Genomic DNA, 16,878 nt, shown 5'->3' with positions numbered 1-16,878 from the left:
TGGTCAGCCTTTCTCGGGGGAGGAGGGACGGGGTTCGTAGCGCGTCGGCGGGAACGCCCGGCGCACGAGCGCGCGCAGCGACTCGAGCGAGCCGGAGACGAGACCCTGCGCGCGGGCCTGGACGATGATGTTCCCGATCGCCGTGGCCTCGCTGGGACCGGCCTCGACCGGGAGCCCGGTGCGGTCGGCGGTCAGCTGGCAGAGCAGCTCGTTCTGCGAGCCGCCGCCGACGACGTGGATCGTGCGGACCCGCTTGCCGCTCAGCCGGACGGCGTCGGCGAGGGTGCTCGCGTAGGCCTCGGCGAGCGACTCCAGGATCGAGCGGACGAACTCGGGCCGGGTGCGCGGCTGCGCGAGACCGCGCTCGACGCACCACTCGACGATCCGGCCGGGCATGTTGCCGGGGGCGAGGAAGCGCTCGTCGGCCGGGTCGAAGGTCGTGATCGGTCCGCGGATCGCCGCGGCCTGGCGCAGCAGCTCGGCGAGGTCGATCTGCTCGCCGGTGCTGCGCTCCCAGGTGCGGATCGACTCGGAGAGCAGCCAGAGGCCGGAGACGTTCTTCAGGAATCGGACTCGCCCGTCGACGCCGCCCTCGTTGGTGAAGTTGGCGGCCCGACCCTCCAGCGAGACCACCGGCTCCTCGAGTTCGACGCCGACGAGCGACCAGGTGCCACTGGAGATGTACGCGAAGTCCTCGCCAGCGGCCGGCACGGCGACGACGGCCGAGGCCGTGTCGTGCGAGCCGACGGCGACGACGCCGAGCCCGGCCGGGGCGCCGAGCTCGGCGGCGACGGCGGGCAGGAGCGAGCCGAGCCGGGAGCCCGGCTCGATCAGGGGCGCGAGGATCCCGAGCGGCAGATCGAGGCGCGTGAGGAGCTCGTGGTCCCACGCGCGGGTGTGCGGGTCGAGCAGACCCGTGGTGGAGGCGTTGGTGATCTCGGTCGCGGCGACACCGGTCAGCCAGTAGCCGATCAGGTCCGGGACGAGCAGCGCCTGGTCGGCGAGGGCGAGCACGTCGCGCTCGGCGGCGAGCTGGAACAGCGTGTTGAAGGGGAGGTGCTGCAGTCCGTTGCGCGCGTAGAGCTCGTCCGCGCCGATCCGCGCGTGCACGTCGGCGACGCCGCGCGCGGTCCGCTCGTCGCGGTAGTGGTACGGCGCGCCGAGCATCCGGCCCCGGCGCAGCAGGGCGTAGTCGACGGCCCAGGAGTCGACGCCGATCGAGACGACCTCGGGCTCGTCCCGGAGCGCGTTGGTCAGTCCGGTCGTCAGCGAGCGGTGCAGCTCGAAGATGTTCCAGTGCAGCGCGGACTCGCCGCCCTCCTGGACACGTACCGGCTGGTTCGGGAAGCGCGCGACGTGCCGCATCCGCAGCTCGTCGTGTCCGACGTAGCCGAGGATGACGCGCCCGCTGGTGGCGCCGAGGTCGACCGCCGCGACGGCCTTCATCGGAGGACTCCTTCGGTCGCGGTCATCGCAGGAACGCCGCCGCGACTCCAGCGTCGACAGGGACATGAAGCCCCGTCGTGTGGGAGAAGTCCGAGGTGCAGAGGGCGAAGACGGCGTTGGCGACGTTCTCGGGGACGACCTCGCGCTTGAGGATGGTGCGCTTGGCGTAGAACGCGCCCAGGTCCTCCTCATCGATGCCGTAGGTCTTGGCGCGGTTCGCGCCCCAGCCGGAGGCGAAGATGCCGGAGCCGCGGACGACGCCGTCGGGGTTGATGCCGTTGACCTTGATGCCGTGCTCGCCGAGCTCGGCGGCCAGCAGCCGGACTTGGTGAGCCTGGTCGGCCTTGGTCGCGGAGTAGGCGATGTTGTTCGGGCCGGCGAAGACCGAGTTCTTCGAGGAGATGTAGACGATGTCGCCGCCGAGCTTCTGGTCGACGAGCACGCGGGCCGCGGCCTGCGAGACGAGGAAGGAGCCCTTCGCCATCACGTCGTGCTGGAGGTCCCAGTCGGCCTCGGTGGTGTCGAAGAGCGACTTGGAGAGCGAGAGGCCGGCGTTGTTGACCACCAGGTCCAGACCGCCGAAGGCGAGCACGGTGGTGTCGATCGCGGCCTTCACGGCGGCGGCGTCGGAGACGTTCGCCGCCACTCCCACCGCGACGTCGGTCGAGCCGAGCTCGGCGGCCGCGGCCTGCGCCTTGGCGAGATCGAGGTCGGCGACGACGACGCAGGCGCCCTCGGCGGCGAGGCGGGTGGCGATGGCCTTGCCGATGCCGGAGGCGGCGCCGGTCACCAGCGCGATGCGCGAGGCGAGGGGCTTGGGCTTCGGCATGCGCTGCAGCTTCGCCTCCTCGAGGGCCCAGTACTCGATGCGGAACTTCTCGGCCTCGTCGATCGGCGCGTAGGTCGAGATCGACTCGGCGCCGCGCATCACGTTGATCGCGTTGACGTAGAACTCGCCGGCGACCCGGGCGGTCTGCTTGTTCGCGCCGTAGGAGAACATGCCCACGCCCGGCACGAGCACGATCAGCGGGTCGGCGCCGCGGATCGCGGGGCTCTCGGGCGTCGCGTGCGCGTCGTAGTAGGCCTGGTAGTCGGCGCGGTAGGCCTCGTGCAGCGCGGGGAGGCGCTCGACGATCTCCTCGACGGTGGCCGTGGCCGGCAGGTCGACGAGCAGCGGCTTCACCTTGGTGCGGAGGAAGTGGTCGGGGCAGGAGGTGCCGAGCGCGGCCAGGCGCGGGTGCTCGGTGCTCGCGAGGAAGTCGAGGACCTCGGCGGAGTCGGTGAAGTGGCCGACCTGCGGGCGGTCGTGCGAGGCGATCGAGCGCAGGTGGGCGGCGAGGGCGGCGGCCTTGGCGCGGCGCTCCTCCTCGGGCAGGGCGGAGTAGCCGTCGAGGGCGGGGCCGAAGGGCTCGGGGCGGCCGTGCTCGGCGATGTAGGCGCTGGCGGTCTCGATGATGCGGAGCGAGTTCGCCTCCGCCTCCTCGCTGGTGTCGCCCCAGGCGGTGATGCCGTGGCCGCCGAGGATCGCACCGATGACCTCGGGGTTCGCCTCCTTGATCGCGGCGATGTCGAGGCCGAGCTGGAAGCCGGGGCGGCGCCACGGGACCCAGGCGACGGTGCCGCCGAAGGCCTCCGCGGTGAGGCGCTCGCCGTCGGCGGCCGTCGCGAAGGCGATGCCGGAGTCGGGGTGCAGGTGGTCGACGTGCGCGGCGTCGACGAGGCCGTGCATCGCGGTGTCGATCGAGGGGGCGGCGCCGCCCTTGCCGTGCAGCGTGTAGTCGAACGCGGCGACCATCTCGTCCTCGCGGTCGACGCCGGGGTAGACGTTCACGAGCGCGCGGAGGCGGTCCATGCGGAGGACCGCGAGGCCCGACTCCTTCAGGGTGCCGAGGTCGCCGCCGGAGCCCTTGACCCAGAGCAGCTCGACGGGCTCGCCGGTGACCGGATCGGTCTCGACGCCCTTCGCGGAGGTGTTGCCGCCCGCGTAGTTCGTGTTGCGCGGGTCGGCCCCGAGGCGGTTCGAGCGGGCGATGAGCTCTGCGGCGGTCGAGGCTGCCATGACTTCTCCGTCTGGTTGAACGAGTGTGTTAACTATCACAGAAGCTAACAGGCCGACTCGTTCCGGTCAATGCTCGTCAGCGCAGGTCGGCGAGGCCGCGGAACGGGTCGAGTCGCTCATCCGCGGGGTCGAGCTCGGTCACGAGCACCGCGATCGCCTCCCAGTCGAGCGCGCGGGCGAGGGCCGTGCGCTCGAGCTTGGAGGAGTCGACCAGCAGCACCGTCTCGGCGGAGGCGGCGACGAGCACGCGCTTCACCTGGGCCTCCTCGAGCGTCACCTCGCTGGTGCCCGCGCGGGTCACCGCCGACGCCGAGGTGAAGAAGCGGTCGTAGTGCAGCTCGGCCGCGCCGGCGCAGGCGAGCGGGCCGACGAAGCTGTCGGTCTCGGCCTGCAGCTCGCCGCCGATCAGCACGACCCGGGCGCGGGTGGCGCGGGCCGAGGCGTGGTTCTCCAGCGAGTTGGTCGCGATCAGCAGCCGCGGCGACTCCGGGGCGGCGGCGAGCAGGGTCCCGGCCGTCGAGGAGGCGTCGACCGCGATCGCGCCCGAGTCGGGCAGCAGGGCGACGGCCTTGCGGGCGATCTCGCGCTTGGCGGCGGCGCCCGCGGCCAGGCGCTCGGCGAAGGGGCGGGGGCGCAGGGCGGCGACCGCGCCGCCGCGGACCCGGCTGAGCCGGCCCTCCGCCTCGAGGTCGGCCAGGTCGCGACGGACGGTCATCGTCGAGACGTCCAGCTCGGCCGCCGCGTCGTCGAGGCGGATCGCGCCGTCGCGCTCGAGCAGCTCGATCAGGCGCGCGCGCCGCTCCGCGGAGTCCACCGTGGCCATGCCGCTCCCGTTCCGCCGACGCGTGGGCGCCCGCGCGATCGAGAGTAACGGTGGGCGGTCGCGCGGGGCGTCGGTGCGGGCCGGCGTCAGCCCTTGTCGTCGCGGTCGCGCCGGACCTGGGCGGACGGGTCGCGACCGGTCACCGGGAACGGCCCCGTCACTCCGTCGCGCAGCTCCGCGATCCGCAGGATGCGGCCGCGCTGCAGGAACCAGCCGGCCACCAGCAGCGGGACGATGATCACCAGCGAGGCGATGGTCAGCGTGCCGACCGGGAAGTCGATCGCCATCAGCACCAGCACCACGGCGAGGAAGACGAGGGTCAGCCAGGAGGTGACCGGAGCGCCGGGGAGCTTGAAGGACGGCTCCTTCGCGAGGCCCTTCTTCGCCCACTGCCGCAGCCGCATCTGGCAGAGGATGATCGTGCCCCACGCCGTGATGATGCCCAGGCTCGCGATGTTCAGCGCGATCTCGAACGCCTGGCTCGGCACGAAGTAGTTCAGCACCACGCCCGCCACCGTGAAGGTCGCGGTGAGCAGGATGCCCGCGTAGGGGACGCCGCCGCGCGACATCCGCGTCGTCCACTTCGGGGCGGAGCCGTTCATCCCCATCGAGTGCAGCGCGCGACCGGTCGAGTAGAGGCCGGCGTTGAGCGAGGAGAGCGCCGCGGTGAGCACCACGAAGTTCATGATCGAGCCCGCGATGGTGCCGACCTCGGGCCCGCCGATCGAGGAGAAGAAGGTGACGAAGGGGCTCTCGCCCTCCTTGTAGGCGGTGTAGGGGAGCAGCAGTGAGAGCAGGACGATCGAGCCGACGTAGAAGATCGCGATCCGGAAGATCACCGAGTTGATCGCGCGCGGGATGACCTTCTCGGTGTCCTGCGTCTCGCCGGAGGCGGTGCCGACCAGCTCGATCGCGGCGTAGGCGAAGACGACGCCCTGCATCACCAGGACCGCGGGGAGCAGTCCGTTGGGCAGGATGCCGCCGTTGTCCGCGAGGATCGAGACGCCGGTCTGCACGGTCTCGCCGCCGGCCTGCACGGGGAAGGCGAAGACGAGCCAGATCAGCGCGACGACGAGGAAGGCCACCAGCGCCGTCACCTTGATCAGCGCGAACCAGAACTCGAGCTCGCCGAAGACCTTCACCGCGACCATGTTCGCGGCGAGGACGACGAGCAGCGCGATGAGGGCGAGGAGCCACTGCGGCGCCGCGGTGAAGGCCGACCAGTACTTGAGGTAGACGGCGACGGCGGTGGTGTCGACGATCGAGGTCATCGCCCAGTTGAGGAAGTACATCCAGCCGGCCGCGTAGGCGAACTTCTCGCCGTAGAACTCGCGGGCGTAGGAGATGAACGACCCGGACGACGGGCGGTGCAGGACGAGCTCGCCGAGGGCGCGGAGGATGAAGAACGCGAAGACGCCGGCGACGAGGTAGGCGATCGCGAGGGCCGGGCCGGCGGAGTTGAGGCGGCCGCCGGCGCCGAGGAAGAGCCCGGTTCCGATCGCACCGCCGATCGCGATCATCTGGAGCTGGCGGGGCTTCAGACCGTGCTGATAGCCCTCCTGCTCGTGCGAGAAGTCCTTCGCGGGCGCCTGCTCCGCACCGATGTCGTCCTGCGCTGTCATGGCGTCACGGTACTCCCGCGCTGGGGCGGTTCCGGCCGCTCAGCGCGGGGTGGGGGGTGGGTATGCGCTTGCCCGGTGGCTGAGCGGGCCCGCGGGGGCGCATCGAGACCCGACCTCGCAGGCACGTGCGTTCCGCGAAGACGGCTCGTGGTGAGGGGAAGCCGTGCTGATCGAGCAGCCCGCGGAGCGGGCGCATCGAGATCCACCAGGGCCAGAAGGACGAGTCTGCAGATCCGCCCTGCTGATGACGGCGGGTCTCGATACGCCCCTGCGGGGCTGCTCGACCAACACGACGGGGCGCAGCCGCGTCCTTTCGCTCACCACCGAGACGCGAAGCGGCTTCCGCGCTCGATGCACCCGCGGAGCGGGCTGCTCGACCGGCGCGGAGCGGGTCGCTCGACCAGCAGAAGAGGGGCGCTCAGGCGGGGGCGCGGTGGGTGGCGAAGGCGAGGTCGAGGAGGGGGAGGCGGTCGCGCTCGACGACGGCTGTCAGGACGCGGTCGCCGAGGTGGGCGCCGACGCCGAGGACGTGCGCGTCGGTGTCGATCCGGAGTCCGGGGACCGGGCGGCCGTCGAGGAGGAGCGGGACGTCGTGCTCGACGCACTTCTCGGTCGCGGGGCCGAGCAGCTCGCCCGGGAGCCGGCCGCGGACGCGCTCGGCGTGGAACCGGTTCCTCAGGATGTGGTTCACGTGCTCCACGAGGACGCTCTCGGCCGAGTGCCACGGCGGCGCCGGCTCGTGCGCGACGGTCGTCCGCACCGCCTCCCACAGCCACGGGTAGCGCATCCGGGCGGTGATCGCGGTCATCCAGTCGGGCAGCGGGCGCACCGGTGGGGCGTCGAGCGAGGCGCGAAGCTCGTCGTCGAGCTCCGCGAGGTTGGCGGGGTCGTCGTGGTCGTCCGGATTCAGCCAGAGCGTGTACCCGATCGCCACGGACTCGATCTCGACGCGTCCGCCGGAGGAGCTCGACGCCGTGCCGGACGTCCACGGCTCGAGCGACGGCTGGGGAACGAAGCCGTACAGCGGGCCCGGGAAGGCGCGCGCCACCTCGTCGAGGGTCGGCGGGACCGGGACGTCCTCGAGGCGGGCGCTCTCGTCGTAGAACATCCTCCGAGGGTGCCGCGGCGGCGCGGCGGGCGCAACGGCGGGCGGTGACCCGGCGCGAAGCGACGCCGGGCAGGGGAGGCGAGCGGCGGTCCGGCGATGGTGGGTCTCGATACGCCCGCGGAGCGGGCTACTCGACCAGCAAAGGGGGGCGCGTCGCTCGGCGGGGCTCGGCGGAAGCATGCTGGTCGAGTAGCCCCGCAGGGGCGTATCGAGCCCCGACCCCGTCAGCGGCTGCGTTCTGCAGACTCGGCTCTCGGTGATGGTGGGTCTCGATACGCCCGCTGCGCGGGCTGGTCGACCAGCAACGGTGGTCAGGCGCGGGCGCGGCGGGTGACGAAGGTGAAGTCGAGGAGGGGGAGGCGGTCGCGGTCGACGACGGCCGTCAGGAAGCGGTCGCCGAGGTGGGCGCCGATGCCGAGGACGTGCGGGTCGGTGTCGATCCGGATGCCGGGGACCGGGCGGCCGTCGAGGAGGAGCGGGACGTCGTGCTCGATGCCGAGGTCCATCGCGGGGCCGAGGGGCTCCTCGCCACCGCTCCCGCCGGCCCGCTCCGCGTGGGCGCGGCTCCTCAGGATGCGGTTCACGTGCTCGAGGAGCGCGAACTCGATGCTCTGCCACGGCGAGTGCTCCTCCGCCACGCTCGTCCGCACCGCGTCCCAGAGCTGGGGGTACGGAATCCGGGCGGCGATCTCCGCCATCCACTCGGGCACGGGATGCGTCGGCGAGACGTCGAGCGAGGGCCTCGGTTCGCCGCCGAGCTCCTCGAGATTCGCGGGGTCGTCGTGGTCGTTTGGGTTGCGCCAGAAGGTGTAGCCGATCGAGGCCTCGTCGAAGAGGATCTCCCCGCCCCGGTCGCGCGCCGAAGCCGAGGACACCCACTCCTCCAGTGACGGCTGCGGCGTGAGGGTGAAGAGCGGACCTCGGAAGAACCGCGTCACGACGTCCAGCGTCGGCGGCTCGGGGAGCTCCTCGGGGGGCAGATACTCGTCGGCGTGCATCCGTCCAGCCTCACGCGACGGCGGTGCGGTCGGCAACGCCGTTCGGCGGACCGGCGCGAGGCGACGCACCGGGGCTCAGGCCGGTGCCGCGCCCGCCGGCGCCGGGTCGACGCCCGCAGCTCGCGCCCTCGCCTTGACGGCCTCGATCACCTCGGTCTTGGCGTCCGAGTACGCGTTCATGTCCGCCCAGCTCCGCTCCATCAGGGAGCGCTTGGTCGACTCGTAGAGGGCGCGATCGGCGGCGTCGCGGCGGAGGTGGTCGCGGAGGAGCAGGTACTCCTCGATCGCGGCGTCGCCGCGGCCGTAGAGGTGCACGTGGACGTCGCGCTCAGGGGTGCGGACGAGGCGGTGGCCGGGCTCGCGGACCCGGAGCGCGTAGCCGGCCGCGAGCAGCGGGGCGAGGTAGTCCTCCTCGGCGGTGATGTCGGGGACGGCGACGGCGATGTCGACGATCGGCTTCGCGGCGAGGCCGGGCACGGACGTCGAGCCGATGTGCTCGATCGCGACGTCCAGCGCGGCGAGGGCCTGCGCGATCCGCCGCTGGTGCTCGCGGAACGCCTCCGGCCAGCCCTCGTCGTACGCGTGCAGTCCGACCGCGAGCGGCTCGGCGCCGCCGACGATGTCGACGCTGGTGACGTCGGGGCGGCGGGGGTGCTCGCTGCTGTCCATACCGGAATCCTCGCAGTGCTCGCGGCCCCTGATCGCGGCGGGCGAACGTGCGGGGCAAGGGCTTGCAGCCCGCCGATCGGAGGGATTGTCTGGAGGCAGGAGAGAGAGGTGTCACCATGACGCAGACCTTCCCCGCGTGGTTGCGGGACCAGGAGAAGAGGGACGACGAGGTCGGCGAGCTCGCCCAGACCTACGCCGGCCGCGGCGACCTGCCGGAGCACGGCGGACGCGCCATCTACGACGGCTACTTCGCGAGCGAGCCCGCCTCGGCGCAGGCCTCGCTCGACCGGGCCTGGATGGAGTTCGAGGCGCACCCCGAGCCCTCAGCCACCTCGGACGAGCCGGAGGGACTGCGATGAGCGACCAGACCCCGAGCCCCGTCGAGGACCCGGACGACCAGGCCGACAAGCCCTCGCAGGCCGAGGGCGAGGACCCGCGCGACACCCCGGTCGAGGTGCTGCCCGCCGAGGGCAAGCCGTCGAAGGCCGAGGGCTGAGCCGAAGGCTCGGCGTGAGGGGCGCTCCCGTTCGCGGGGGCGCCCCTTCCTGCTGTCCGCGGTGGGGATCTCGATACGCCTGCTGCGCGGGCTGCTCGCCGGCCTGCTCCGGGGACGGCAGCCGATTCAGCAGAAGTTGCGGTATTCGGGTGCGACTACCGCAACTTTTGAGGAGTGGGGGCGGGACGGGCCGTCAGCGGCCGACGGCGGCCATCAGCTCGTGGGCCTCGGGGCTCTCGGGGTACTGGGCGAGGACGCGCTCGAGGTCGCGGCGCGCGGGGGCGCGCCGGCCGTCGGCGAGGTGGGTGCTGGCCCGCTCGTAGAGGGCCTCGATCCGGAGCTCGACGGGGCGGGCGGTCGTGACGTTCGGCCGCACGACTCGGTCGAAGGCCTCGAGGGCGCTCTCGATCAGGCCGAGCTCGCGCAGGGCGACGCCGCGGCGGATCAGGACCGCGGCGGACGGGGCGTCGACGTTGACCACCGGCGCCGAGAACTGCGCCATGTCGCCCCAGCGCCGCCGGGCGGAGTAGAGCGAGGCGAGCGTCGAGGCGGCCAGCGTCGATGGCGGCAGGGTCTCGACGGCGGCCGTGGCGCCGGCCGGGTCGTCCGCGGCGGCGAGCTCGGCGAAGAGCAGGCGCAGCGCGGTCGCGTCGAGCGGGACGTCGATGTCGAGTCCGGCGCTGAGCGGCAGGTGGGCCGTGAGGACGATCCCGTAGCGGCGGAGGAACGGATCGGCGGACGGGTCGTAGCGCATCCGCACCAGCCAGCCGGCGAGGCGGAGGGCGCGGTCGTCCTCCCGGCGCGACAGCGCGTCGCGGACCAGTTCGATCACGGCGGCGAGCTTCGAGCCCTCGGGGGAGGCGGCGGTCGCCTCGTGCAGCTCGGCGGCGGGGGCGCCCGCGCGGATCAGGCGGACGAGCGGCGCCTCCCACGGCTGCGCCAGCGGCGAGGGCCGGACGAGGCCGGGGCCGCTGGGCATCGACAGCCCGGCCGAGAGCCGGGAGCGGTCTCGGGATCGGCTGAGGGCCGGGCCCACGACGGGGTGCAGGCGAGCACCCGCGAGGACGCGCAGCTCTCCTGCGGTCCGGAAACCGATCCCCACTGCAGCACTCCCCCACTCGGGGGACCCTCGTCATCCCCCAGGTCCCCAGTTTACGGGGTTCTCCGGCGTACCTCCCCCCGAAAGGGGCCCGCGGCGGTGTCGGGAATCGGAGGAGGGCCGACGCGTCGGGTCGGACGGCCGCGAACGGACTCGCGATCGGCCGCCTCCCCGGGCGGTGACCCTGCAGCCACCGCCCGGGGAGGCGGCCTCGTGCGTCTCCGTCGGGACGCCCCGGTCAGGACGCCCCGGTCAGGCGACGGCCGTGAGGCGCGAGCCGTCGGCGGCGCTGCGCTCCACGGCGTCGAGCACCTGCTGCACCTGCAGGGCGTCGGCGAACGACGGCGTGGGCTGGACGCCCTCGGCGATCGCCGTGACGAGGTCGACGACCTGATGGCTGAAGACGTGCTCGTAGCCGAGCCCGTGCCCGGTCGGCCACCAGGCGGCGGCGTAGGGGTGCACCGGCTCCGTCACCTGGATGGTGCGGAAGCCCTGCGCGTCCTCGGGGTCGCGGGCGTCGTAGTACTCGAGCTCGTTCAGCCGCTCGAAGTCGAAGGCGATCGAGCCCGTCTCGCCGTTGATCTCGATGCGGTTGGCGTTCTTCCGGCCGGTGGCGACGCGGGTCGACTCGAAGACGCCGACGGCGCCTCCGCTGAGCGTCGCGGTGAACAGCGCGGCGTCGTCGACGGTGACCGGGCCGCGCTCGGCGCCCTCCTCGGCGCGACCGCCGAGGCCGGCCTGCGCGGACAGGACCGGGCGCTCGGTGACGAAGGTCCGCAGCATCGCCGAGACGCCGTCGATCGTCTGCCCGGTGAGCCACTGCGCGGTGTCGATGCTGTGCGCGCCGATGTCGCCGAGGGCGCCGGAGCCGGCCCTCTCCTTGTCGAGGCGCCAGGTCAGCGGGCCCTCGGAGTCGCTCAGCCAGTCCTGCAGGTACTGCGCGCGGACGTGCCGGATCTCGCCGAGCCGGCCCTCCTCGAGGAAGCGCTTGGCGAGCGCGAGCGCCGGGGTGCGGCGGTAGCTGAAGCCGCACATCGCGAAGCCGGTCGCGGCGGCGGCCGCCTCGGTCATCGTCCGGGCCTCGGGGACGGAGCGCGCGAGCGGCTTCTCGCAGAGCACGTGCTTGCCGGCCTCGAGGGCGGCGATCGCGATCTCGGCGTGCTGGTCGCCCGGGGTGCAGATGTCGATCAGGTCGATGTCGTCGCGGGCGATCACCGCGCGCCAGTCGATCGAGGACTCGGTCGCGCCGAAGTTCTCGGCGGCGGCCCGCGCGCGGCCCTCGTCGCGGCCGACGACCACGGCGAGCTCGGGCTGCAGCGGCAGGTCGAAGAAGCGCGGGGCGGTCCGCCAGGCCTGAGCGTGGGCGCGGCCCATGAAGGCGTGGCCGATCATGGCGACGCGGAGGGGTGCTGTCATCGGGGGTCTCCTCGGAAGGGGCGCGCCGGCCGCGACCAGGGAGAGGTCGCGGCCGGCGCGGGACGGGTCGGGTGGTGCCTGCGGGCGCGGGCGGTGTCAGGCGCGGACGGGCTCGCCGACCGGCTCGCCGGCGGCCGTCCGCAGCGGGAGCAGCTCGGGCCGCTCCACCCTGGACTCGATCTCGACGACCGCCTTCTCGGCGCTCGAGCGGAGGATCGCGTCCATGATCTCGAGGACGTGCAGCCCGAGGCGGCCGGAGGCGCGGTGCGGCCGGTCCTCCGCGATCGCCTCGGCGATGTCGGCGAGACCGACGCCGCGCCCGGTGTCCACGACGCCGGCGGAGTCGGGGACGACCCGCCAGTCCTCGTCGCGCACCGCGACCTCGACGGAGTCGGAGAACATGTTCGGGTCGGGGACGGCGATGGTGCCCTCCGTCCCGAAGATCTCGAACTTCGGCGCGCGGGTGCGCCAGACCTCGAAGCTGACCATCACGGTCGAGGTGACGCCGTTCTCGTGCTCGAGCAGCGCGCTGATGTGCGTGTCGATCGAGACGGGAATGGGCGTGCCGGCGCGCGGGCCGGACTCGATGGTGCGCGGGCGGTCCGAGCGGGTCGCGAGACCGGTGACCCGGACGACGGGGCCGAAGAAGTGCACCAGCGCGGTCAGGTAGTACGGGCCCATGTCCAGCAGCGGGCCGCCGCCGGGCTGGTAGTAGAACTCCGGCGCCGGGTGCCAGCGCTCGTGGCCGGGAGCGGCCCAGTGCACCTGCGCGGCGATCGGCGTGCCGATCACTCCGGAGTCGAGCGCCTGCCGCGCGGTCTGCACGCCGGTGCCGAGCACGGTGTCGGGGGCGCTGCCGAAGCGCAGGCCCAGCTCCTCGGCGAGGTCGAGCATCGGCGCGGCTTCGGCGGGGTTCAGGCCGAGCGGCTTCTCCGCGAAGACGTGCTTGCCGGCCTTCAGCGCGCGAGTGCCGATCTCGACGTGCGCGGCGGGGATGGTCAGGTTGAGCACCGCGTCGACCTCGGGGTCGGCGATCAGCTCGTCGACCGAGAGGGCGCGGACGCCCTGCTCGTCGGCGACCTCCTGCGCTCGCGCGGTGTTCAGGTCGGCGACCGCGACGAGGCGGAGGCCGGGGAAGGTCGGGAGGTTCGCGAGGTACTGCTCGCTGATCTTCCCGACTCCGATGATGCCGACTCTCAGCGGGAGGCCCACAGCAGTCCCCTCTCGATGATGGTGCGGACGTTGGCGTCCTGGAGGATCTCGACACGGTGGCCCGGGGTCGAGACGAAGATGCGGCCCTCGCCCCACTGGCGGGTCCAGACGGCGGGGGAGGTGATCGGGCGGTGCCACGGGTCCCACTCGCGGACGGCCTGCGTGGTGGTCGCGAGCACGTCGTTGTAGTCGTCGTGCAGCACCCAGTACTGCTCGGTGGTGAGCTCGAAGTCGCTGATGCCCTGCGTGATCGGGTGGTCGGCCGCGAGGGCCGTCATCTCGATCGTGTGCGGGACGTAGTTGTCCGACTGCTCGCCGGTGCGCTCGTCCGGGTGCTTGCCCGGGTGCGAGACGAACTGGCCGCCGATCAGCTGCAGGTAGTCGGAGTTGTTCCGGTACGAGTCGGCGATGCCGCCGTGCCAGCCGGCCAGGCCGGTGCCGCGCTCGACGGCCGCGCGCAGGCCGAGGAACTCGGGCCACTCGATCGAGGTCATGGTGTTGGACTGCACGATCAGGTCGACGGTGCGCAGGTAGTCCTCGTCGGCGTAGACGGCGGTCGACTCCTCGACACGCACCTCGAAGCCGTTCTCGGCGAGGAAGGGGAGGAACAGCTCGGTCGCCTCGACGGGCTGGTGGCCGTCCCAGCCGCCGCGGACGACGAGCGCCCTCTTGGCGGGAGTGGACGGGGGGAGGTCGGTCATCGGTGTCCTCGGGGTGCTCGGCGGATCGCTCCGCGGTTCGTCATCGAACGGTAGTTGCGCAACTCTGTTGCCGTTGCCGCCCGTGTGCGTCCAGTCTGCACCCGCGGAGAGTCGTGGGCAAGGCGGGATCCGGGCGTCTGCGACGGTCGTTCCCCCGCTGGGTTTCGCAACTCGTTCTGCTCTACAGTGGGGGCATGGACGACAGCGGTGCCGCTCCCCGGCCGACGATGGCGCGCATCGCCGAGCGCGCGGGGACGAGTGTGCCGACGGTCTCGAAGGTGCTGAGCGGCGGGACCGACGTCTCCGAGGCGACCCGGCTGCGGGTGATGGAGGCCGCGCACGAGCTCGGCTACCGGCGCCGGCCGCGGCTGCGTCCGCCGGCGGAGGACCCGCACGTCGCGCACATCGTCGACGTCGTGGTCGGCCACCTCGACGGCACCTGGATCGGTCCCGTGCTCGGTGGGATCGAGGAGGAGGCCGCGGCGGCGGGCGTCGACCTGGTGCTCACCCGCGCGCGGCCCGACGGGGAGTGGGTCAACCGGCTCCTGCGCCGCTCGTCCCTCGGCGCGATCGTCGTCCTCGTGGACGTCACGGCGGCGCAGCTGCACCTGCTCACCACGGCCGAGCTGCCCGTGGTGATCGTGGATCCGATCACCCGCCCGCCCGCCGACGTGGCGAGCGTCGGCGCGACCAACTGGGACGGCGGCAGGATGGCGGCGGAGCACCTGCTCGCCCAGGGGCACACCCGCATCGGCGTGATCGCGGGCGCCCGCGGGCAGCTCTACAGCAGCGCCCGGCTCGACGGCTTCAGCACGGCGCTGCGCGACGCGGGGGTGCCGCTGCCGCGGGAGCGCGTGGTCTACGGCGGCTGGAACCGCGACCGCTCCCGGGTCGTCGCCTCCGCGATGCTGGCGGACGCGCTGATCCGGCCCACCGCGCTCTTCGCCCTCTCGGACACCATGGCGCTCGGCGTCTACGACGCGGCCGACCTGGCCGGCCTGCGCATCCCGGACGACCTCAGCGTGATCGGCTTCGACGACGTGCAGGAGTCGGCGTGGGCGACGCCGCCGCTGACCACGATCCAGCAGCCGATCGCCCAGATGGGGGCCGCCGCCTTCCGGATGCTGCACCAGGCGCACCGCGCGGCCCGGCCGCTGTCCTCGAGCGCGACGCGGCTGGAGCTCGAGACGCGCCTGATCGAGCGCGCGTCGGTGGCGCGTCCGCGCTGAGGGCGGTGCGGCGGGCGGGCTGCGTACTGCTCCTCGAAGGAGTCGAACCGCGCCGTTCCCTGTGACGCCATCGAGGCGAGTAGATTATGTCTCTCAGGACATGACCGGGGAGGTGTGCTGATGACGGAGAGCTCGACCGCCGTGCGCTCGGCCCGTGCCAGCCGCGGCTTCACACAGCAGCAGCTGGCGGACCTGACCGATGTCGATCAGGCCCGGATCTCGCGCATCGAGAACGGCCGGGACGCGGACTTCAGCACGGTGCAGCGCGTCCTGGCGGGCGCGGGACACCGGCTCTACGCACTGCCCCTCCAGCGGGACGATGCCGCGGCCGCGGCTGTCGAGATCCGCGGACGGCTGCGAGTGGGGGATCGGGATCGCGCCCTGCGGGCACTCCTGCAGCTCAACGACAACCTCGTCGCTGAGCGCGGGCTCCTCCGAGGTGTGCTGGGGCTGGCGGAGCCCGAGCCGACGCGGAACCGCGCGTGGGACGCGGCGATCGCCGCGCTCGTCGCCTGGCGTCTGGGCGAGGAGGGGCTGCCTCTCCCGGCCTGGGTGACCCGGCCCATGCGCTACCTCCCTGTCGCCGTCGTCCTCGAGATCGACCCCGCGGATCCGGCGCCGCCCGAGTCGGAGGTGCCCGAGGAGTTCCTGCGGCGCGGCGTGCACGTGTGGCGAGACACCTTCGCGAGCGTGTGATCGTGGCCGTCTCGCTCGACCGCGACGACATCATCGCGGGTCTCGCGGAACTCGTCGCTGAGCTCCATCAGCTGCGGGCATCCGGCTCGTCGGCGGTGCCGCCCTCGCCCTCCGCTACTTCGACAGGGGCACGACGCAGGATCTCGACTCGCTCCACGTGAACCCGGGCAGTGATGACGTGGTGACAGGGGCGGCTGCGAAGGTGGCACGCAGGCACGGGTGGAGCGACGACTGGCTGAACTTCGCGGTGGAGCAGACCGGATCGGTGCCGACTCTCGGCGAGCGGGTCGTCGAGTGGGAGACGGTGTACGACCGTGCGGGGGTCGTGATCCAGGTCGCATCAGCTGATGCTCTTCTCGCGATGAAGCTTCGCGCCAATCGACCCGGTCGCGATACCAACGACATCCGTCAGCTCCTGAGTCTCTGCGAGGTCGGCACTCTGGAGGCCGCTGAAGACCTGTTCGAGAGCTTCTACCCCGGCGACGCGCTCGCCGACCGCGCCGTCGCGATCGTGACCCGGATTCTCGAGGCGGGGCTGCCGGAGAAGCCGCCCTCGCCAGGGCCGATTCTTCTCTGAGTGCCGGGAGCGCGCCGAGTCGCCCGAGAAGGCGCGTTCTCGGGGTGGAGAACGAGCCTTCTCGGGCGAGTCGGTGCGGGCGGCCCCATGCTGATCGAGTAGCCCGCGGAGCGGGCGTATCGAGATCCACCTGCGCCGGACGGCGGGTCTGCAGGTCTTGATGTCCGGCGGAGGGTGGGTCTCGTTACGCCCCTGCTGGGCTGCTCGACCAGCATGAATCGGCACGCCCCTGTGGGGCTGCTCGACCAGCGTGGAGTCGGGCGACTCGGCGGGGGTCCGGGGCTAGAGGGCGCCCTGGGTGGCGGTGCCGGCGGGGATCGGGGACAGGCGGGTCACGACCGGGGGCGCGGCGACGAGGCCCTTGATGGCGGCGTTCAGGCGGACGACGGGGTCGCCGGCGCCGTGGGCGTCGAGGGCCTCGGCGCTGGTCCACTTCTCGAGCATGACGATGGTGCCGTCGGGGGAGTCGTGGATCGCGTAGAGCTCGCAGCCCTCCTCGCCGTGGACCTCGGCGATGGCGGGGGAGAGGGCGGCGACGAGGGCGTCGCGCTTGCCCTCGACGGGAGTGAAGATCGCGGTGACGACGACGGGGTCGGACATGGCAGTGCCTTTCGTGGAGGGGTGGTGGGCGAGCGTCCGCCGGGTCGGGAGCACCTGCGATCGAGCCCGCTCCGACGATATCGGCAGGGTGCCGCTGCGGTCGGTGACGCCGGGGCTCGGCGCGAGG

The 16,878-nt window shown here is 72.8% G+C and carries 17 protein-coding genes; 5 read left to right on the top strand and 12 right to left on the bottom strand.

Features of this window, described 5'->3' with window-relative positions; genetic code table 11:
• Nucleotides 1-3 precede the first annotated feature (3 nt).
• From C1I64_RS14190 to C1I64_RS14160, 7 genes are all read right to left on the bottom strand, one after another.
• Nucleotides 4-1,446, bottom strand: a complete 1,443-nt coding sequence (locus C1I64_RS14190) for a rhamnulokinase (RefSeq protein WP_127887634.1) — start codon at nucleotides 1,444-1,446, stop codon at nucleotides 4-6.
• A gap of 22 nt (nucleotides 1,447-1,468) precedes the next feature.
• Entirely contained in the window at nucleotides 1,469-3,505 is a 2,037-nt protein-coding gene (locus tag C1I64_RS14185) for a bifunctional aldolase/short-chain dehydrogenase (RefSeq protein WP_127887633.1), read from the bottom strand.
• Nucleotides 3,506-3,581: 76 nt separating this feature from the next.
• Nucleotides 3,582-4,328: a DeoR/GlpR family DNA-binding transcription regulator gene (locus C1I64_RS14180; protein ID WP_127887632.1), complete on the bottom strand. Its 747-nt coding sequence runs from the start codon at nucleotides 4,326-4,328 to the stop codon at nucleotides 3,582-3,584.
• An 86-nt stretch (nucleotides 4,329-4,414) separates the two neighbouring features.
• Nucleotides 4,415-5,950 (bottom strand): amino acid permease, encoded by a 1,536-nt coding sequence (locus C1I64_RS14175; RefSeq protein ID WP_127887631.1) that lies wholly within the window; start codon nucleotides 5,948-5,950, stop codon nucleotides 4,415-4,417.
• Nucleotides 5,951-6,368: 418 nt separating this feature from the next.
• Nucleotides 6,369-7,058: a hypothetical protein gene (locus tag C1I64_RS14170; protein ID WP_127887630.1), complete on the bottom strand. Its 690-nt coding sequence runs from the start codon at nucleotides 7,056-7,058 to the stop codon at nucleotides 6,369-6,371.
• A 311-nt stretch (nucleotides 7,059-7,369) separates the two neighbouring features.
• Complete coding sequence (locus C1I64_RS14165; RefSeq protein WP_127887629.1) at nucleotides 7,370-8,056, bottom strand: hypothetical protein; 687 nt, start codon at nucleotides 8,054-8,056, stop codon at nucleotides 7,370-7,372.
• 75 nt (nucleotides 8,057-8,131) lie between these two features.
• On the bottom strand, nucleotides 8,132-8,725 hold the full coding sequence (locus C1I64_RS14160; RefSeq protein ID WP_127887628.1) for a GrpB family protein: 594 nt from the start codon (nucleotides 8,723-8,725) through the stop codon (nucleotides 8,132-8,134).
• A gap of 116 nt (nucleotides 8,726-8,841) precedes the next feature.
• On the opposite strand from C1I64_RS14160, the gene C1I64_RS14155 reads away from it, so the two are divergent.
• Complete coding sequence (locus C1I64_RS14155; protein WP_123706469.1) at nucleotides 8,842-9,084, top strand: hypothetical protein; 243 nt, start codon at nucleotides 8,842-8,844, stop codon at nucleotides 9,082-9,084.
• Nucleotides 9,081-9,221 carry a hypothetical protein gene (locus tag C1I64_RS20175; RefSeq protein ID WP_159421935.1) on the top strand — a complete coding sequence of 47 codons (141 nt, stop codon included), beginning with the start codon at nucleotides 9,081-9,083 and terminating at the stop codon, nucleotides 9,219-9,221. Before C1I64_RS14155 ends, C1I64_RS20175 begins: the two co-directional genes overlap by 4 nt.
• A gap of 193 nt (nucleotides 9,222-9,414) precedes the next feature.
• Here C1I64_RS20175 and C1I64_RS14150 read toward each other — a convergent pair whose 3' ends face one another.
• The 4 genes from C1I64_RS14150 to C1I64_RS14135 form a co-directional block, all read right to left on the bottom strand.
• Nucleotides 9,415-10,200, bottom strand: coding sequence for a tetratricopeptide repeat protein (locus tag C1I64_RS14150; protein WP_127887627.1), 786 nt, complete (start codon nucleotides 10,198-10,200; stop codon nucleotides 9,415-9,417).
• A gap of 372 nt (nucleotides 10,201-10,572) precedes the next feature.
• The gene (locus C1I64_RS14145; protein ID WP_127887626.1) at nucleotides 10,573-11,736 is read right to left on the bottom strand and encodes a Gfo/Idh/MocA family protein; all 1,164 of its coding nucleotides are present in this window, start codon (nucleotides 11,734-11,736) and stop codon (nucleotides 10,573-10,575) included.
• Between the two features lie 96 nt (nucleotides 11,737-11,832).
• The gene (locus C1I64_RS14140) at nucleotides 11,833-12,948 is read right to left on the bottom strand and encodes a Gfo/Idh/MocA family protein (RefSeq protein WP_127887625.1); all 1,116 of its coding nucleotides are present in this window, start codon (nucleotides 12,946-12,948) and stop codon (nucleotides 11,833-11,835) included.
• The gene (locus C1I64_RS14135; protein ID WP_127887624.1) at nucleotides 12,933-13,649 is read right to left on the bottom strand and encodes a ThuA domain-containing protein; all 717 of its coding nucleotides are present in this window, start codon (nucleotides 13,647-13,649) and stop codon (nucleotides 12,933-12,935) included. Before C1I64_RS14135 ends, C1I64_RS14140 begins: the two co-directional genes overlap by 16 nt.
• A 194-nt stretch (nucleotides 13,650-13,843) precedes the next feature.
• On the opposite strand from C1I64_RS14135, the gene C1I64_RS14130 reads away from it, so the two are divergent.
• The 3 genes from C1I64_RS14130 to C1I64_RS14120 all read left to right on the top strand — a co-directional run bounded on the left by C1I64_RS14130 (nucleotide 13,844) and on the right by C1I64_RS14120 (nucleotide 16,151).
• Entirely contained in the window at nucleotides 13,844-14,878 is a 1,035-nt protein-coding gene (locus C1I64_RS14130; RefSeq protein ID WP_207901695.1) for a LacI family DNA-binding transcriptional regulator, read from the top strand.
• Nucleotides 14,879-14,998: 120 nt separating this feature from the next.
• Nucleotides 14,999-15,574 carry a helix-turn-helix transcriptional regulator gene (locus tag C1I64_RS14125; RefSeq protein ID WP_127887623.1) on the top strand — a complete coding sequence of 192 codons (576 nt, stop codon included), beginning with the start codon at nucleotides 14,999-15,001 and terminating at the stop codon, nucleotides 15,572-15,574.
• Between the two features lie 157 nt (nucleotides 15,575-15,731).
• Nucleotides 15,732-16,151 carry a hypothetical protein gene (locus C1I64_RS14120; RefSeq protein ID WP_127887622.1) on the top strand — a complete coding sequence of 140 codons (420 nt, stop codon included), beginning with the start codon at nucleotides 15,732-15,734 and terminating at the stop codon, nucleotides 16,149-16,151.
• A 282-nt stretch (nucleotides 16,152-16,433) separates the two neighbouring features.
• Here C1I64_RS14120 and C1I64_RS14115 read toward each other — a convergent pair whose 3' ends face one another.
• Nucleotides 16,434-16,751: a putative quinol monooxygenase gene (locus C1I64_RS14115; protein ID WP_127887621.1), complete on the bottom strand. Its 318-nt coding sequence runs from the start codon at nucleotides 16,749-16,751 to the stop codon at nucleotides 16,434-16,436.
• Between the last annotated feature and the right edge of the window lie 127 nt (nucleotides 16,752-16,878).

The sequence above is a fragment of the Rathayibacter festucae DSM 15932 genome, assembly GCF_004011135.1.
Classification (GTDB): domain Bacteria; phylum Actinomycetota; class Actinomycetes; order Actinomycetales; family Microbacteriaceae; genus Rathayibacter; species Rathayibacter festucae.
This window is presented reverse-complemented; position numbering and strand designations above follow the sequence as displayed.